Genomic DNA, 14,774 nt, shown 5'->3' with positions numbered 1-14,774 from the left:
GGTGCGCGTCAGGCCCAGAGTGCCTTGACGGCGTCGACGTGGGCGGCCGCCTGGGCGAGGCCGGCCCGGGCGGCCGGGGCGCGCCGTGCCGGGTCGAGGCTGCTGCGCCCGAAGGCCTTCCTGGCCGCGCCGCCCGGGGTGATCAGCACGGCCTTCGCGCCCGCCGCGGTCAGCTTCGCGGCCTGGGCCGCGGGGGAATCGAGCGGGCCGCCGCCGGCCGGGCTGGGCGCGATGATCACGACGCGGCGGCAGCCGGCCGCGAGGTGGGTGTTGGCCGTGGAGTGCAGGCCGCCGTCGATCCACTTGCGCCCGTCGATGGTGACCGGCGGCCAGACCAGCGGGACCGCGCAGCTCGCGGCGACCGCGTCGACGAGCGGGACGCCGCTGCCCTTGTCGAAGACCCTCAACTCGCCGGTGTCGGCGGCGACCGCGGTGACCTTCAGCGCCCGCTCGGGCCACTCGTGCGTGAGCAGCCGCGCGGCGATGACCGCACGCCGGTCGGCCTCGCTCGGGGTGTCCGCGGCAAGCGCCATCCTGCCCATCTTCGCGCCGTAGTCCTCGGGCGTACGGGAGCCGATCACGGCCCGCGCATAGCGGAAGATCTTGCCCGCGCCGAGGCGCCCCGCGATCTCCCCCTGGGGGTCGGCGAGTTGACGCTCGTAGAGCTCGGGGAGGCCTATGCGTCGCGCGCTCGTGTTCACGCCGACGACCGCGCCCGCCGAGCTTCCTACGACGAGATCGGCGTCGGTCAGGTCCACGCCCGCCTCGGCGAGTCCGTGCAGGATGCCGATCTCCCAGCCCACTCCGGTGAGCCCGCCCGAACCGAGTACCAGTGCAGTGTCCGTCATGATCGCAGTGTGCCGGTACGCCAAAGGCCCGCCTCCCCCGGGGTGTTGGGGAAGGCGGGCCCGCTGGTCACAGGACCGAGCTCACCGTTCCGGCGCCGACGGTGCGGCCGCCCTCGCGGATGGCGAAGCCGAGGCCCGGCTCAAGGGGCGTGTCCCGGCCGAGCTCGACGGTCATGGTTACCGTGTCGCCGGGCCGGGCCACCGCGAGCTCGCCGAGGTCGACGTCGCCGACCACGTCCGCCGTGCGGATGTAGAACTGCGGCCGGTAGCCCGTCGCGATCGGCGTGGAGCGACCGCCCTCGCGCGTGGAGAGGACGTACACCTGGGCGGTGAACCTCCGGCTCGGCGAGACGCTGCCGGGCTCGGCGACCACGTGGCCGCGGCGGACCGCGTCGCGTGGCACCCCGCGCAGGAGCAGCGCGACGTTGTCGCCGGCCTGCGCCGACTCCATGGGCTTGCCGAACGTCTCCAGGCCCGTGACCACCGACTCGACGTCCGCGCCCAGGACCTGGACCCGGTCGCCGACCCGCACCGTGCCGCGCTCGACGGCGCCGGTGACGACGGTGCCGCGCCCGGTGATGGTGAGCACGTTCTCGACCGGCAGGAGGAACGGTGCGTCCACGTAGCGCTCGGGCATGGGCACATAGGTGTCCACGGCGTCGAGCAGCGCGCCGATCGCCTCGGTCCAACGCGTCTCGCCCTCCAGGGCCTTGAGCCCGGAGACCCGGACGACGGGTACGGAGTCTCCTCCGTATCCGTGCGCGGAGAGCAGCTCGCGGACCTCCAGCTCGACCAGGTCGGTGAGCTCCTCGTCCCCCGCGTCCGCCTTGTTGAGCGCGACCACGATGTGGTTCACGCCCACTTGGCGGGCGAGCAGGACGTGTTCGGCGGTCTGCGGCATGATCCCGTCGAGCGCGGAGACCACGAGGATCGCCCCGTCGAGCTGGGCGGCGCCGGTGACCATGTTCTTGACGTAGTCGGCGTGGCCCGGCATGTCGACGTGCGCGTAGTGGCGGGTGTCGGTCTCGTACTCGACGTGCGCGATGTTGATGGTGATGCCGCGGGCGGCCTCCTCCGGGGCCCGGTCGATCCGGTCGAACGGCACGAACGTGCCGCTGCCGCGCTCGGCGAGCACTTTGGTGATGGCTGCGGTCAGGGTCGTCTTGCCGTGGTCGACGTGACCCATGGTGCCGATGTTGAGGTGGGGCTTGGTGCGTACGTATGCCGTCTTGGGCATGGCTGAATGTCCCTCGCGTGGTCGCTGAGCGTGCTGGGACCCCTGAATCCGGCCGACCCTCCCCGTGCGGGGTCCGCCGGACTATCCGGGAAGGGTCAGCTTCGGGCGCCGCCGAGGGGCGCTGCGGCCGTGATTGCGTCGGCCGCGGTGAAGACGGCAGCCTTCGGCGCGTCCGCGACTGCGGACGGCGCTGCGGGGAAGGCGTGCCTGGACATGTCGCCGATCATCCCTGGTGGGCGACGGTACGTCGAATGGTTTTCGGCGGGCGGGAGTTGGGGCGCCGGTCGCCGCCTACACGTTCTTCAGCGCCTCGCGCACGGACAGCGGCGACAGGCGTCCGCGCTCGGCGCACGCGTTGGCGCGGACCGCGCCCGGATCGGTCTTGGCGTACTCGCGCAGGCTCCAGCCGATGGCCTTGCGGATGAAGAAGTCCGGGTGCGTGCCGCGGCGCAGGCAGTGGTCGAAGAGGCGGTCGGGGTCGGTGCGGTCCTTGTAGGTGAGCTGGTGGAGCAGGGCGGTGCGGGCGATCCAGAGGTCGTCGTCGATCCACTCGTCCATCACGGCGGCCAGCTCGTCGTCCGCGGCGACGAGCCGGCCGACGACATGGACCGCGAGGTGGTCGACGGTGTCCCACCAGGAGGTGGTGGCGACGAGGTGCCGGGCGACCGGCAGGAACCCGGACGAGCAGACCCGGACGTGGCGCCGCAGGTAGTCGACCGCGAAGTAGTGGTACTCGCGCTCGGCCAGCTCCCAGCACCGCAGCGCGACGGCGGCGCAGTCCGCCTCGGTGGGCCGCGGGAGCCCGTCGAGCACCGTGCGCGACAGCGCGCGCCGCTCAGGGGTGCGGATGCCGAGGAAGGGGGCGATGCCCTTCATGTACGCGACCATCTCGGCGGCCCGGTGCGTGTCCCCGCCCCCGGGATAGACCCGGACGAGCCGTCCGAGTACGTCGTCGGCGAGCGGACTGCGGGGCACGCGAGGCGTCATGGGATCACGGTACGGGGAGAGTGCGGGGGGGGCTCGTCGCAGGCCCGGGCGGGGTGCGGACACCGGCTCTTACGACGGGCAACCGTCCGCGTCGGTTAGTCTCCCCGGATGCTGGAGCCCGCCGTCCGCCCGTCCCCCGGCCTCGCCGCCCGCTGTACGAGAGCAGTGCTCTCGCCGTGGGCTCGGCTCGTGCTGCTCGTCGTGGTACTCGCGGCCGCCGGAAGCGCGGTGCTGGTCCTCCAGCCGCAGCGGCTGCTCGCCGACGGCTGGCCGCCGCAGGTGGGCGGGGCCGGTGCGGTGGTCCTTTTCGCGGTGGCGTACGGGCTGTGCACGGCAGCGTTCGTGCCGCGCCCCATCCTCAATCTGGCCGCCGGGGCGCTCTTCACCACCTGGGCCGGATTCGCGTCCTCGCTGGTGGGCACGGTGCTCGGCGCGGGCATCTCGTTCGGGCTCGGCCGGGTGCTCGGGCAGGACGCGCTGCGGCCCCTGTTGCGCGGGCGCTGGCTGAAGGCGGCGGACGGCCAGCTGTCGCGGCACGGGTTCCGCTCGATGATGGTGATCCGGCTGTTCCCCGGCGTGCCCTTCGCCGGTGCCAACTACTGCGCGGCGGTCTCACGCATGGGGTGGGCGCCGTTCCTGCTCGCGACGGGCCTCGGCTCGGTGCCCAACACCCTCGCGTACGTCGTCGCGGGCAGCAGCGCCTCGTCGCCGACCTCGCCCGCCTTCCTGATCGCGATGGCGTTCATCGTGCTGAGCGGGGCCGCGGCCGCCGCGGTGGCCTGGCGCAAGCGGCACGGGCTGCGGCGGCGGTAGGCGCTCCGCAGGAAGGGGAGTGCTTCATCCGCGGGCCGGTGGGGGGGCTGGTCGTTCCCCCAAGTTCTCGGCTTCGCTCGAACAGGGGGACCCCCATCGCCGCGGAGCCGCACAATGTCGCAGCTCCGCGCCCCTTTCGGGGCACGCATGCCGCGCCGGACTTCGCCAGGACCGCTCAGAAGCGGAGCCGGCGTCCGCCCCCCCTCGTGGGCAGCCCCTTGCGCCGTACCGACCGCGCTTCCCCCAGGCCTCACTGCGTCAACCGTCCGTTAACCCACGGCCGTTACCGTGCCCCTCGATCCGCGCAAGATCGCCGATACGGCCGTGCCGCACCGGCGCTCCGGCCGGTCCCCGTCGTGCCGACCGGCCGTGGCCCCCGACCCTCTTGGATGGCGCAGTAACCCATGTCTTGGTTCGAATCGTTCATACTCGGGCTCGTCCAGGGGCTTACGGAGTTCCTGCCCGTCTCCTCCAGCGCGCATCTGCGGCTGACCGCGGCCTTCGCGGGCTGGCAGGACCCGGGTCCGGCGTTCACGGCGATCACGCAGATCGGCACCGAGACGGCCGTCCTCATCTACTTCCGTACGGACATCGCGCGGATCGTCTCGACCTGGTTCCGCTCGCTCACCGACCGCTCCCTGCGCAGTGACCACGACGCACGGATGGGCTGGCTCGTGATCGTCGGCTCGATCCCGATCGGGGTGCTCGGCATCGTCCTGAAGCACCAGATCGACACCTCCTTCCGCGATCTGCGGGTCATCGCCACCACCCTGGTCGTGATGGGTGTCGTGCTCGGCATCGCCGACCGGCTCGCGGCCCGCGACGAGTCGGGCGGCCGTCACCGGGCCGCCAAGGAGCGCAAGTCGCTGCACGAACTCAGCACCAAGGACGGCCTGATCTACGGTATCTGCCAGGCCATGGCGCTGATTCCGGGCGTCTCGCGCTCCGGCGCCACCATCAGCGGCGGCCTCCTCATGGGCTACACCCGCGAGGCGGCGGCCCGTTATTCCTTCCTGCTCGCGATCCCTGCCGTGCTTGCCTCGGGGGTCTTCGAGCTGAAGGACGCGGGCGGTCCGGGTCAGGCCCCAATGCTTCCCACGCTCTTCGCCGCGGTCATCGCCTTCGGCGTGGGCTATGCGGTCATCGCGTGGTTCATGGCCTTCATCTCCAACAAGAGCTTCATGCCCTTCGTGGTCTACCGCATCGTGCTCGGCATCGCCCTGTTCGTCCTGATCGCCGTCGGCACCCTCAGCCCGGACGCGGGCGGCGGACTCTGACTCGCTTGAGTGGTACCGGAGTCGGCGATCTCAGTCCGCCGACTCCCCCGGCCCGCCGCCCTTGATTTCCTCCGCGCGCAGTGCCAGGTCCTGGAGCACGTCGGCCGAGGTTACGTCCTGCTCGCCGGAGTCGTGGACCTGGGCGAGGGCCACGAACGCGAGGCTGAACGCGGCCACGAGCTGGCGGATGGCGCCGCCGACCTCCCGTGCCACGAGGGTGGCCATCTCCTGCGGGGTGGCGTCGGCCGGGATCTCGATGTGTGGCATCGTCTCGTTGAGCAGAGCGGTGACGATGCCGATGTCCGTGTCCCCGGCGCCCCGTTCGTCGTCCTGCTCGATGCGGCGGCGGTAGTCCCCGGCCTCGGTGAGGATGCCGATCACTCGCTTGAGAACCTCGCTCTGCTCCATGCCGCGAGGATAGGCGGCGGCGTCCGCCCGAGGGCCGGACAACGCCCGGAGCGCACCGGGCAGTTGCCCCGCCGGCAGGCCGGGTGTCCGGATCTCGCCCCCTGGAAACCGCCTCGTTCCGGGCTTCCCACCTCACTCGACTGCCACATGTTGGCTGAGAGTTCCCACTCCGTGGCGGTGGGTCACCTCATGGCCGTAGGGTTGCCCCCATGCCCCCGACTTTCGACCGCCGCTCCCTTCGCCCTGCCGACGTGGTGAACGCGGAGATCCGCTCGCTGTGGGAGCGGTCCGACGGACGCCTCTCGCCCGAAGAGGAGGAGCGCTACCACTGGCTCCTGGTCGAGTGGGCCGCGGCCGTACGCGGAGACGCTGCCCAGGCGGCCTGACTTCGGGCGAGCCAAACGTCCCGGACCCTGTGATCTTGACCACCCCGCACCGCTCCCACCTGAGGTTCGGCGCATTTGCCGGGGGCGGTTGTCCGACCGGGCCCGTAGCCTGGTCGCATGTCTACCTCCCCCGAGCGGCCCGGCCCCGCGCCGACCGACGCGGATGCCGCCAACGACGCCATCCGTGCGCTCGTCGACGGCGCGGACGAGCACTGGCCCGCGGAGGAGTACGAGCGGCTGCTCGCCGAGTGGGCCGCGGCGGTGGGCTGAAGCGCCCCGGTCGCGGCGGGAGCGTCGTCGCGTCGGCGGGCCCGAGTCGCCCGATTTCCAGTTGCTCCGGCCCTTCTCACGGTGTTGGAGTGGCCGGATGGACACCAGTACTTTCGGCACCGATGACGAGTTGCTCGCGGTTTTCGACCGGCAGATGCGCGAGAAGGCCCTCCCCGACGGCCCCGGCGCGATCATCGAGCGGACCGGCGATGTCGTACGGCAGGTGGGTCCCGGCCATGTGTGGAACGGCATCCTCTGGTCGGACCTGACCGCGGCGAACGCGGACGCGGAGATCGCGGCACAGGCCCGCCACTTCGCCTCGCTCGGCAACGAGTGCGAGTGGAAGCTGTACGCCCATGACTGCCCCGCCGACCTCGGCCGACGCCTGCTCGCGGCCGGATTCGAGGCCGAGCCCGAGGAGACCGTCATGGTCGCCCGGGTCGCGGACCTCCCCCTCGACGTCGAACCCGCCGACGGCATCACCCTGCGCCCTGTGACCGACGCGGCCGGGGTGGACCTCATGACGTACGTCCACGAGCGGGCCTTCGGCAACGACGGCGCCCGGTTCCGCGCGCGCCTCCTCGCCCAGTTCGCCGAGGCCCCCGAGTCCGTCAAGGCGGTCGTCGCCATGGCCGGGGACGTGCCGGTGAGCGCGGCCCGCATGGACTTCCACCCCGGCACGGAGTTCGCCAGCCTCTGGGGCGGCGGCACCCTGCCCGAGTGGCGCGGCAAGGGGATCTACCGTGCCCTGATCGCCTACCGCACCCGGATCGCCGCCGAGCGCGGCTACCGCTATCTCCAGGTCGACGCCTCCGACCAGAGCCGCCCCATCCTGCAGCGGCTCGGCTTCACCCCGCTGACGGTGACGACGCCGTACATCCGCCAGCCGTAGAAGCGCTCAGACCCGGCCCTCGAACGCTCCGTGCCGGCCGGCCCCCGCCGCGAACCTGGCCGCCCCCTCGGCCGCCTCCCCTAGCGCGTGGGCGCCGTGGCGCACCTCGCCCAGCAGGGCTTCCGCTTCGCCGAGGCCCTCCTGTTCGAGCAGCGACATCCGGTCGTGGCGCAGGCACGTCTGCGGGAAGGCGGCGATCTCGGCGGCCAGCCGTTCCGCCGCGGCGCGGGCGGTGCCGCTCGGGACGACCCGGTCGGCGAGGCCGATGGCGTGCGCCTCGGCCGAGTCCACCGGCCGCCCGGTGAGGACGAGGTCCATGGCGCGGCCCGCCCCGATGAGCCGCGGCAGCCGTACCGTCCCTCCGTCGATCAGGGGCACGCCCCAGCGGCGGCAGAAGACCCCGAACACGGCGTCCTGCTCCATCACGCGCAGATCGCACCACAGCGCGAGTTCCAGGCCGCCGGCCACCGCGTGCCCGGCGACGGCCGCGATCACCGGCTTGGAGAGCCTGAGGCGGGTGGGGCCCATCGGGCCGTCGCCGTCCTCCGTGACCCTGTTGCCGCGCTCGGTGCCGATCGCCTTGAGGTCGGCGCCCGCGCAGAACGTGCCGCCCTCGCCCCAGAGCACCGCCACCGCGGCCCGCTCGTCGGCCTCGAAGGCGTGGAAGGCGTCGGCCAGGGCCTTCGCGGTCGGGCCGTCCACCGCGTTGCGCACGCCAGGCCGCGAAAGGATCACCGTCGTGACCGGGCCGTGCCGTTCGCTGCGTACCGCCGGAGCCGTCTCATCAGTCATGGCGCCAGCGGTAGCACGGGGCGCCAACCAGCCACAAGTGCAGGGCTCTTGGCGTTCCGGGCCCGCTGGCACAGACTGAGCCGATGACGCAGCGCGTGGACCTCGGGACCCTGCTCGACCGTTTGGCCATCGACGAACTCATCACCGGATATGCCGCGGCCGTCGACGACGGGGACTGGACCGCCTACCGCGCCCTGTTCGCCGCCGACGGCCGCGCGGACTACCGTCCGGCGGGCGGCATCGAGGGCCCGGCCGAGGAGGTGGCCCGCTGGCTCGCCGAGACCATGCGGCTCTTCCCGGTCCGCCAGCACCTGATCACCAACCGCCTGGTGACCCTGCAGGATCTCGGCGGCTACCCGGGAGACCGGGCCGAACTGCGCGCCGATTACCTCAACCCGATGTGCTTGGGCGCCAACGGCGACGGCAGCCCGCCCGCGCCCGACTTCGAGTCCGGTGGGCGCTACACCTTCTCGCTGGTCCGTACCGACGCGGGCTGGCGGCTGCGGTCGGTGACCGTGCACGAGAAGTGGCGGCGGATGTCGGGGGCGCTCGCCGGGGGCTGAGCGCGCGGGCCGGACGCGCCGGGCGCCGGGCCGTCTGTCCGCGGCGGCCCCTGACCTGCACACTGGCAGGAGAACCCAACTGATCACGGGGGCGGGCAAGGAGGCGCTGCATGCGGATTCCGGTCGGCCGTCACACACCGCGTCCGAGCGGCGCCCGGTGGCGCGGCGCGGCCGCGCTGCTCGCCGGGGCGCTGCCCTCGCTGGCCTTCCCGGCGCCTTCGCTGTGGTGGTTCGCCTACGTCGCCCTCGTGCCCTGGCTGCTGCTGATCCGTTCCGCGGGCAGCGTCCGGCGGGCCGCGCTCGACGGGTGGCTCGGCGGCATCGGGTTCATGCTCGCGGTGCATCACTGGCTGCTGCCGAGCCTCAACGTCTTCATCGTGGTCCTGGCCGCTCTGCTCGGGCTGCTCTGGGCGCCGTGGGGCGTCCTGGTGCGCTCGTCGCTGGGGGGCAGGCCCTCCGTCCCGCGCGCGCTGGCCGCCGTCGCGGTGGTGCCGTCGGGCTGGCTGATGGTGGAGCTCGTCCGGTCGTGGCAGGGGCTCGGCGGGCCGTGGGGGCTGCTCGGCGCGAGCCAGTGGGAGGTCGCTCCGGCGCTTCGGCTGATGTCGGTGGGCGGGGTGTGGCTGGTGAGCCTGCTGGTGGTGGCGGTCAACACCGCCGTCACGCTCTGTGTGGCGCTCCCCCATGTCCGTATCGCCATGGTCTCCGTCCTTGTGGTGTGCGCCCTCACCACGGGGGCCGTGTGGATGTGGGCTCCGCACATGCAGCGGGACGGACAGATCAGGGTCGCCGTGGTGCAGCCCGGTGTGATCGAGAACGGCGACGCCCGGTTCGCCCGCAGCGAGGCGCTGACCCGTGCGCTGGCCGGGCAGCACGTGGACCTCGTCGTGTGGGGCGAGAGCAGCGTCGGGCAGGATCTGGCGGCCCGGCCGGATCTGGCCGCGCGGATCGCGGCGCTGTCCAAGGACCTGAACGCGGACATCCTGGTGAATGTGGATGCGCGCAGGTCCGACAAGCCGGGGATCTTCAAGAGCTCGGTGGTCGTCGGGCCGGAGGGCCCGACCGGGCAGCGCTACGACAAGATGCGGCTCGTGCCGTTCGGCGAGTACATCCCGGCGCGTTCGCTGCTCGGCTGGGCGACCTCGGTGGGCAAGGCGGCGGGCGAGGACCGGCAGCGCGGCACGACGCCCGTCGTGATGACGCTGCCGGACGCGGTGCGGGTGGGGCCGCTGGTGTGCTTCGAGTCCGCGTTCCCCGACATGAGCCGTCATCTGGTGCGCATGGGCGCCCAGTTGCTCATCGCGCAGTCCTCGACCTCGACCTTCCAGGGCACCTGGGCGCCGGCCCAGCACGCCTCGCTGGCCGCGCTGCGCGCCGCCGAGACGGGCCGTCCGATGGTCCATGCGACGCTGACCGGCATCAGCGCGGTCTACGGCCCCGACGGCGGGCGGATCGGCCGGTGGATCGGCACGTCCGCCAGCACCTCCGCGGTGTACGACGTGCCGCTCGCCACCGGTACGACGCCCTATGTGCGGTTCGGCGACTGGGCGGTGTACTCGGCGCTCGCGGCGCTCGCCCTGTTCTGCGCGGCCGAGGGCGTGCGTGCGCTCAGGAGGCCTGCTCCAGGGCCTCCCGCACCACCCTCTCGCACAGCTCATGCGTCGCCAGCGCGTCCTGCGCGCTGAGCGTCTTGCCCGCCCGTACGGCGTCGAGGAAGGCGAGGACGGACTGCTCGATGCCGCGCTGGCGGGCGACGGGCACCCAGTCGCCGCGGCGGCGCACGGTCGGCTGGCCCTTGTGGTCCACGACCTCGGCGAGGTTGAGGACCTGGCGCTTGGTGTCCTGCCCGGAGACCTCCAGGATCTCCTCGGTGGACCCGTTCATCCGGTTCATGGTGCCGATCGCGGTGAACCCGTCGCCGGAGAGCTGGAGGACCACGTGCTCCATCAGCCCCTCGCGCACTCGGGCCCGTACGACGGTGTGCTCGATCGGTCCCGGCAGCAGGAAGCGCAGCGTGTCCACGACATGGATGAAGTCGTCGAGCACCAGGGTGCGCGGGTCCTCGGGGAGACCGACGCGGTTCTTCTGCATGAGGATGAGCTCGCGCGGGTGGTCGGCGCACTGGGCGTAGCCGGGCGCGAGCCGCCGGTTGAAGCCGACGGCGAGGCTGACGCCGCGCTCCTCGGCGAGCGCCACGAGCCGCTCGGACTCGGCGAGTTCGTACGCCAGCGGCTTGTCGACGTAGGTCGGCACGCCCGCTTCGAGCAGCCGGGCCACGATCTCGGGATGCACCGCGGTCGGCGCGTGCACGAACGCGGCGTCGAGGTCCTGCGCGAGCAGCGAGTCGAGGTCGGTGTGGCGCTGCGCGGCCGGTATGCGATGGCTGCCGGCCACTGCGGCGAGGGTGGCCGGGGTGCGGGTCTGCAGATGCAGCTCCGTGCCCGGCAGCATGGTCAGGACCGGCAGATAGGCCTTCTGCGCGATGTCCCCGAGTCCGATGCATGCGACCTTCACGGGGTCTCCTTCTGCCGAGGGGTGTCCTGCTTCCTTGCCTGGTCAGCATACGTGCGCAGGGGCGGCTGCCAGGTGGCGATGTCCGTGAAGGAGCGGAGCGCGAAGCCGGGGCCGAGCGCGGAGACCGCGCTGATCAAGGCGTTGCGGAGGGCGATGACGACCGGGTTGCGCAGCATGTTGAGCCGTGCGGTCCGGTCCGCTTTGCGGACGATGCCCATGGTGCGGGGCAGCCGCTCGGCGCTGTAGCGGGCGAGGCCCGTGGCGAGGTCGCCGTGCGGGTCCGCGTGGTGGGCGAGCACGATGGCGTCCTCGATGGCCTGGTTGCCGCCCTGGCCGAGCGTCGGCGCCATGGCGTGGGCGGCGTCGCCGACGAGGGCGACCCGGCCGCGGTGGTAGGCGGGCAGCGCCGCAGAGATCCAGTGGACGTCGTTGCGCAGCACCGGTCCGCCCTCGGCCGCGTCCAGGACGGCCGGGATCGGGTCGTGCCAAGTGCCGAACAGCCGCCGCAATTCGGCCAGTTCACCGTCGGCGGCGCGCCCGCCCTGCAGGGTCCTCGCCGCCGCGTACGCGTAGAGGCGGCCGTCCTTGAGGGGCTGGGTGCCCCAGAGGCGGCCGGGCCCCCAGGTCTCGTGCGGCGCGAAGGGCCGGCCGGGGTCGGGCACCACGACGCGCCAGGTGGTGAATCCGGAGTAGGCGGTGCCGGGGTGGGCGGGGAACAGGGCTTTGCGCAGAGCGGAATGGATGCCGTCGGCGCCGACGACCAGGTCCGCCTCGATGTCCCCCTCGGCGGTGCGGACCACCGCAGGGCGGTCGGCCGCCCCGCGGTCGACCAGTTCCGCCGACTCGCCGGTGCGCACGGCCCCTTCGGGGAGCGCAGCCGAGAGGGCGTCGATCAGGGTCGCCCGGTGCAGCAGGACCATCGGGCCGCCGAAGGCCTCGGCCGCGGCCTGTGGGTCGGTGCGCGAGAGCCACCGGCCGCCCGGTGTGCGCAGCCCGCCCTCCCCCTGCCAGGCGGCGAGCGCCCGGATGCCGTCGCCCAGGCCGATGACGTCGAGGGCCCGCTGGGCGTTGGGAGCGAGCGCGATGCCCGCGCCGGCCGGCTTCAGCTCCGCCGCCCGCTCCAGAACGGTGACCCGCCAGCCGCGCCGGATCAGGGCCACGGCGGCGGTGAGACCGCCGATTCCGCCGCCGACGACCACCGCGCGAGGTGCCCCGCTGCCGCTGTACACGTCCATGACGCCCCCTGTTGACTACACCTGTAGTAAGAAGTCCACGTTACTACAGCCGTAGTGCACGGGATAGATTTGGCCCCATGGCCGCACGCACCCCGGACACCTCCCGTGCCGAACTCATCGCCGACGCCGCGCTCGCCCTGCTCACCGAGCGCGGCATGCGCGGGCTGACGCACCGGGCCGTCGACGAGCGGGCGGGGCTGCCGCAGGGCTCGACCTCCAACCAGGCCAGGACCCGTCAGGCACTGCTCGAAGCAGCGGTCAGGCGGCAGGCCGAACGGGAGGCCAAGGTGCTCGTCCCGGCCGAGATGCCGGCGCCCGGGAGCGATCTCGACGAGCTGGCCGGCGCGCTGGCCCTGTCTCTGCACCGCTACCTCACCGGGCACCGCGAACTCCTCGTCTCCCGCTACGAGTTGGCCCTGGAGGCGACCCGGCGTCCGGAGCTGCGCGCGTACTACGACGCGGCCGGGCGGCAGTTCAGGGCACCTCTGGTGGCGCTGATGAAGGCTGCGGGATCGAGCGCACCCGAACGCCACGCGCTCTCCCTGATCTCGTTCAGCGAGGGTCTGATGTTCTCCTGCGCCGCCGGTTCCTACCATGCCGAGGTGCCGTCCGAGCCGGAGATCCGGCGCGGCTTCGCCGAGCTGCTCCGCGGGATGCTGGCCGGACCGCCGCTCCGATAACCGTTGGCCGTGGGGCGAGGAGGTCGGTGAGGATGGGCGCCATGACGACCTCCGAAGTACCGCCGGCCGAGACGGCCGAGCGCAACGAGCCCGCACTGGATGCCACCGAGCGGGCCATGCTCGACGGCTGGCTGGAGTACCACCGCGAGACGCTGGTCTGGAAGTGTTCCGGGCTCACCGACGAGCAGCTCAAGCAGGCCGCCGTGCCGAGCTCGACGCTCACCCTGCTCGGCCTGCTGCGCCATCTGACCGAGGTCGAACGCTGGTGGTTCACCACGGTGTTCGGCGGCGAGCCCGACTCCATGGTGTACATGACCGAGGAGGACCCGGACAGCGACTTCCACTTCGGCCCCGACGACACGTACGCGGACGCCCTGGCCACGTGGCAGCGCGAGGTCGCGATCGCCCGCTCGCATGCGGCGAAGCACGACCTGGACGATCTCAGCGTCGGCACCGCCCGGGGCGGCCGGCACTTCAACCTCCGCTGGATCTACACCCACATGATCGAGGAGTACGCCCGCCACAACGGCCACGCCGACCTGATCCGCGAGGCGGTCGACGGCTCGACGGGCGACTGAGCCCGGGGAAACACGGAGGCGGCCGGGTCACTCGTGCGGGCCATTTATAGGCCCGTACTATCGCCCGACTCCCGCCACAGCCAGCAGAGTTGCCAGATGCACCGAACCAGGAACGCGCTGAAGCTCATGACGGCCGTGGCGGCCCTCACCGTCTGCGGATGCGTCTCGGGCTGTGTCTCCGTCGACGCCCGGACCGCACCCACCCAGCCACCCGCCGCCCCGCCCGCCCGGCAGCAGGGCGGGGGTCCCTCGCAGCCGCGGATCGTCCAGGCCCCGGCCCGCGAGACCCTGGACTCGGTCATGCCCCCGGACGCCCCCTCCCCTTCGGCGCCCCCGCCGCCGAGGGCGGAGCAGCCGGACGTGCCCCGCCATCACCACCACGCCCGGGCCGAGCAGCCCAGGCACCACCCCGCCGCCCCCAGGAAGCGGCACCCCCGGCCGGCTCCCGCACCTCCCGCGTCGGGCGGCATCTGCGCGCTCGGCCAGGGGTACGGCGGCTGGCAACCGGACAGCCCGGAGGCCCGCATCTGCCGTGAGGCGTACGGCAATTGACGAACCGTCATCCGGCGCGGAACCGGCGGCCCGTCACACGGCGTCCAGCTGTCTCTCGAGCCGCCGCAGCGCCTCACGGATGCCGTTGCCGTACGCGTCGTCGGACAGCGCGTCCAGGCAGGCGTGGGCCCGGTCGAGGTGGAGCCGGGCCTCATCCGGGCGGTGCAGCTTCACATAGTCGGCGGCGAGGTTGAGGTGGAGCGAGGGGTAGAAGGCCCGCACCGCGAGCGAGGCGTGGTGCGCGGTGAGACGCTCCTGGCTCAGGCCGTCGGCGGCCGCCAACGCCCTCAGATCCCAGGCCAGTTCGTCCCCCGCGTCGTCCTGGGCGTCCGCCATGTAGTGGGCCAGGGTGCAGCGGTGCAGCGCGTCGCCGTCCTCGCCGAGCTCCGCCCAGAGGGCTCCGAAGCGGTTGCGGGCCTCCTCGCGGTCCCCTCCGTGCAGCAGCATCATCGCTTGCCCGATCCGGGTCATCACGATGTCCCCCGGGGCTTCCTGCATGTCCGTCACCGCTGTCTCCACCCGTCGTCACGAAAAGCCGATCGCCTTCGACGCTAGGCCCTGCCCAGCGGATCTCGTCTGGGGCGCGCGGCCCTGGCACGCCCATCTGCGGCGTTGTCGTCGGTTGCCGATGCTCCGCATCGCTGCTCTCCTCCGCCTTGCAGCTGGACACACCAGGCCCCCGCTCACCGGCGACGAAGAGCTGAGCCGCATCGTGGGCGACCAGATCCGCCGGACAGACCCTAGC

The 14,774-nt window shown here is 72.7% G+C and carries 18 protein-coding genes; 10 read left to right on the top strand and 8 right to left on the bottom strand.

What is annotated here, in order from left to right:
- Positions 1–8: 8 nt before the first annotated feature.
- From ACSHXC_RS32740 to ACSHXC_RS32730, 3 genes are all read right to left on the bottom strand, one after another.
- On the bottom strand, positions 9–848 hold the full coding sequence (locus ACSHXC_RS32740; protein WP_438294970.1) for a patatin-like phospholipase family protein: 840 nt from the start codon (positions 846–848) through the stop codon (positions 9–11).
- Positions 849–915: 67 nt separating this feature from the next.
- Entirely contained in the window at positions 916–2,085 is a 1,170-nt protein-coding gene (gene tuf, locus ACSHXC_RS32735; protein WP_438294969.1) for an elongation factor Tu, read from the bottom strand.
- A 291-nt stretch (positions 2,086–2,376) separates the two neighbouring features.
- Positions 2,377–3,072 (bottom strand): DNA alkylation repair protein, encoded by a 696-nt coding sequence (locus ACSHXC_RS32730; RefSeq protein ID WP_438294968.1) that lies wholly within the window; start codon positions 3,070–3,072, stop codon positions 2,377–2,379.
- 108 nt (positions 3,073–3,180) lie between these two features.
- On the opposite strand from ACSHXC_RS32730, the gene ACSHXC_RS32725 reads away from it, so the two are divergent.
- Positions 3,181–3,885 (top strand): TVP38/TMEM64 family protein, encoded by a 705-nt coding sequence (locus ACSHXC_RS32725; RefSeq protein WP_438294967.1) that lies wholly within the window; start codon positions 3,181–3,183, stop codon positions 3,883–3,885.
- Between the two features lie 404 nt (positions 3,886–4,289).
- The gene (locus tag ACSHXC_RS32720) at positions 4,290–5,162 is read left to right on the top strand and encodes an undecaprenyl-diphosphate phosphatase (RefSeq protein ID WP_438294966.1); all 873 of its coding nucleotides are present in this window, start codon (positions 4,290–4,292) and stop codon (positions 5,160–5,162) included.
- A 30-nt stretch (positions 5,163–5,192) separates the two neighbouring features.
- On the opposite strand, the gene ACSHXC_RS32715 is transcribed toward ACSHXC_RS32720, so the two are convergent.
- Positions 5,193–5,570 (bottom strand): hypothetical protein, encoded by a 378-nt coding sequence (locus tag ACSHXC_RS32715; protein ID WP_438294965.1) that lies wholly within the window; start codon positions 5,568–5,570, stop codon positions 5,193–5,195.
- Between the two features lie 209 nt (positions 5,571–5,779).
- Between ACSHXC_RS32715 and ACSHXC_RS32710 the strand changes: the two genes are divergently transcribed.
- The 3 genes from ACSHXC_RS32710 (at position 5,780) to ACSHXC_RS32700 (ending at position 7,118) form a co-directional block, all read left to right on the top strand.
- Positions 5,780–5,956 (top strand): hypothetical protein, encoded by a 177-nt coding sequence (locus ACSHXC_RS32710; RefSeq protein ID WP_189960651.1) that lies wholly within the window; start codon positions 5,780–5,782, stop codon positions 5,954–5,956.
- Between the two features lie 117 nt (positions 5,957–6,073).
- On the top strand, positions 6,074–6,226 hold the full coding sequence (locus tag ACSHXC_RS32705) for a hypothetical protein (RefSeq protein WP_438294964.1): 153 nt from the start codon (positions 6,074–6,076) through the stop codon (positions 6,224–6,226).
- Positions 6,227–6,323: 97 nt separating this feature from the next.
- Positions 6,324–7,118: a GNAT family N-acetyltransferase gene (locus ACSHXC_RS32700; protein ID WP_438294963.1), complete on the top strand. Its 795-nt coding sequence runs from the start codon at positions 6,324–6,326 to the stop codon at positions 7,116–7,118.
- Positions 7,119–7,124: 6 nt separating this feature from the next.
- Here ACSHXC_RS32700 and ACSHXC_RS32695 read toward each other — a convergent pair whose 3' ends face one another.
- Positions 7,125–7,910 carry a crotonase/enoyl-CoA hydratase family protein gene (locus ACSHXC_RS32695; protein ID WP_438294962.1) on the bottom strand — a complete coding sequence of 262 codons (786 nt, stop codon included), beginning with the start codon at positions 7,908–7,910 and terminating at the stop codon, positions 7,125–7,127.
- An 83-nt stretch (positions 7,911–7,993) separates the two neighbouring features.
- On the opposite strand from ACSHXC_RS32695, the gene ACSHXC_RS32690 reads away from it, so the two are divergent.
- Positions 7,994–8,473 (top strand): nuclear transport factor 2 family protein, encoded by a 480-nt coding sequence (locus tag ACSHXC_RS32690; RefSeq protein WP_438294961.1) that lies wholly within the window; start codon positions 7,994–7,996, stop codon positions 8,471–8,473.
- 110 nt (positions 8,474–8,583) lie between these two features.
- Positions 8,584–10,155, top strand: coding sequence for an apolipoprotein N-acyltransferase (gene lnt, locus ACSHXC_RS32685; RefSeq protein ID WP_438294960.1), 1,572 nt, complete (start codon positions 8,584–8,586; stop codon positions 10,153–10,155).
- Here lnt and ACSHXC_RS32680 read toward each other — a convergent pair.
- Together ACSHXC_RS32680 and ACSHXC_RS32675 are read right to left on the bottom strand one after the other, a co-directional pair.
- Entirely contained in the window at positions 10,079–10,984 is a 906-nt protein-coding gene (locus ACSHXC_RS32680) for a Gfo/Idh/MocA family protein (RefSeq protein WP_438294959.1), read from the bottom strand. The two genes, lnt and ACSHXC_RS32680, sit on opposite strands and share 77 nt — an antisense overlap.
- The gene (locus ACSHXC_RS32675) at positions 10,981–12,219 is read right to left on the bottom strand and encodes an FAD-dependent monooxygenase (protein WP_438294958.1); all 1,239 of its coding nucleotides are present in this window, start codon (positions 12,217–12,219) and stop codon (positions 10,981–10,983) included. The genes ACSHXC_RS32680 and ACSHXC_RS32675 overlap by 4 nt, the downstream gene beginning before the upstream one ends.
- Before the next feature lie 77 nt (positions 12,220–12,296).
- Here ACSHXC_RS32675 and ACSHXC_RS32670 point away from each other — a divergent pair, with 77 nt between their 5' ends.
- From ACSHXC_RS32670 to ACSHXC_RS32660, 3 genes are all read left to right on the top strand, one after another.
- A complete protein-coding gene (locus tag ACSHXC_RS32670; protein ID WP_438294957.1) occupies positions 12,297–12,899 on the top strand; it encodes a TetR/AcrR family transcriptional regulator in 603 nt (200 codons plus the stop codon).
- 41 nt (positions 12,900–12,940) lie between these two features.
- The gene (locus ACSHXC_RS32665) at positions 12,941–13,477 is read left to right on the top strand and encodes a DinB family protein (RefSeq protein WP_438294956.1); all 537 of its coding nucleotides are present in this window, start codon (positions 12,941–12,943) and stop codon (positions 13,475–13,477) included.
- A 96-nt stretch (positions 13,478–13,573) separates the two neighbouring features.
- Positions 13,574–14,029: a hypothetical protein gene (locus ACSHXC_RS32660; protein ID WP_438294955.1), complete on the top strand. Its 456-nt coding sequence runs from the start codon at positions 13,574–13,576 to the stop codon at positions 14,027–14,029.
- A gap of 33 nt (positions 14,030–14,062) precedes the next feature.
- Here the strand turns inward: ACSHXC_RS32660 and ACSHXC_RS32655 are convergent, their stop codons facing one another.
- Positions 14,063–14,536: a hypothetical protein gene (locus tag ACSHXC_RS32655; RefSeq protein ID WP_438294954.1), complete on the bottom strand. Its 474-nt coding sequence runs from the start codon at positions 14,534–14,536 to the stop codon at positions 14,063–14,065.
- Between the last annotated feature and the right edge of the window lie 238 nt (positions 14,537–14,774).

The organism is Streptomyces sp. HUAS TT7 (assembly GCF_051550175.1).
Taxonomy (GTDB): Bacteria; Actinomycetota; Actinomycetes; order Streptomycetales; family Streptomycetaceae; genus Streptomyces.
Note: the sequence above shows the minus strand (reverse complement) of the source record. Positions and strands in the feature narration are given on the sequence as shown.

Bases quoted from the DNA above. Each gene is read 5' to 3' on its own strand.
- ACSHXC_RS32740 (WP_438294970.1), bottom strand. From the start codon at position 848: ATGACGGACACTGCACTGGTACTCGGTTCGGGCGGGCTCACCGGAGTG.
- tuf (WP_438294969.1), bottom strand. From the start codon at position 2,085: ATGCCCAAGACGGCATACGTACGCACCAAGCCCCACCTCAACATCGGC.
- ACSHXC_RS32730 (WP_438294968.1), bottom strand. From the start codon at position 3,072: ATGACGCCTCGCGTGCCCCGCAGTCCGCTCGCCGACGACGTACTCGGA.
- ACSHXC_RS32725 (WP_438294967.1), top strand. From the start codon at position 3,181: ATGCTGGAGCCCGCCGTCCGCCCGTCCCCCGGCCTCGCCGCCCGCTGT.
- ACSHXC_RS32720 (WP_438294966.1), top strand. From the start codon at position 4,290: ATGTCTTGGTTCGAATCGTTCATACTCGGGCTCGTCCAGGGGCTTACG.
- ACSHXC_RS32715 (WP_438294965.1), bottom strand. From the start codon at position 5,570: ATGGAGCAGAGCGAGGTTCTCAAGCGAGTGATCGGCATCCTCACCGAG.
- ACSHXC_RS32710 (WP_189960651.1), top strand. From the start codon at position 5,780: ATGCCCCCGACTTTCGACCGCCGCTCCCTTCGCCCTGCCGACGTGGTG.
- ACSHXC_RS32705 (WP_438294964.1), top strand. From the start codon at position 6,074: ATGTCTACCTCCCCCGAGCGGCCCGGCCCCGCGCCGACCGACGCGGAT.
- ACSHXC_RS32700 (WP_438294963.1), top strand. From the start codon at position 6,324: ATGGACACCAGTACTTTCGGCACCGATGACGAGTTGCTCGCGGTTTTC.
- ACSHXC_RS32695 (WP_438294962.1), bottom strand. From the start codon at position 7,910: ATGACTGATGAGACGGCTCCGGCGGTACGCAGCGAACGGCACGGCCCG.
- ACSHXC_RS32690 (WP_438294961.1), top strand. From the start codon at position 7,994: ATGACGCAGCGCGTGGACCTCGGGACCCTGCTCGACCGTTTGGCCATC.
- lnt (WP_438294960.1), top strand. From the start codon at position 8,584: ATGCGGATTCCGGTCGGCCGTCACACACCGCGTCCGAGCGGCGCCCGG.
- ACSHXC_RS32675 (WP_438294958.1), bottom strand. From the start codon at position 12,219: ATGGACGTGTACAGCGGCAGCGGGGCACCTCGCGCGGTGGTCGTCGGC.
- ACSHXC_RS32670 (WP_438294957.1), top strand. From the start codon at position 12,297: ATGGCCGCACGCACCCCGGACACCTCCCGTGCCGAACTCATCGCCGAC.
- ACSHXC_RS32665 (WP_438294956.1), top strand. From the start codon at position 12,941: ATGACGACCTCCGAAGTACCGCCGGCCGAGACGGCCGAGCGCAACGAG.
- ACSHXC_RS32660 (WP_438294955.1), top strand. From the start codon at position 13,574: ATGCACCGAACCAGGAACGCGCTGAAGCTCATGACGGCCGTGGCGGCC.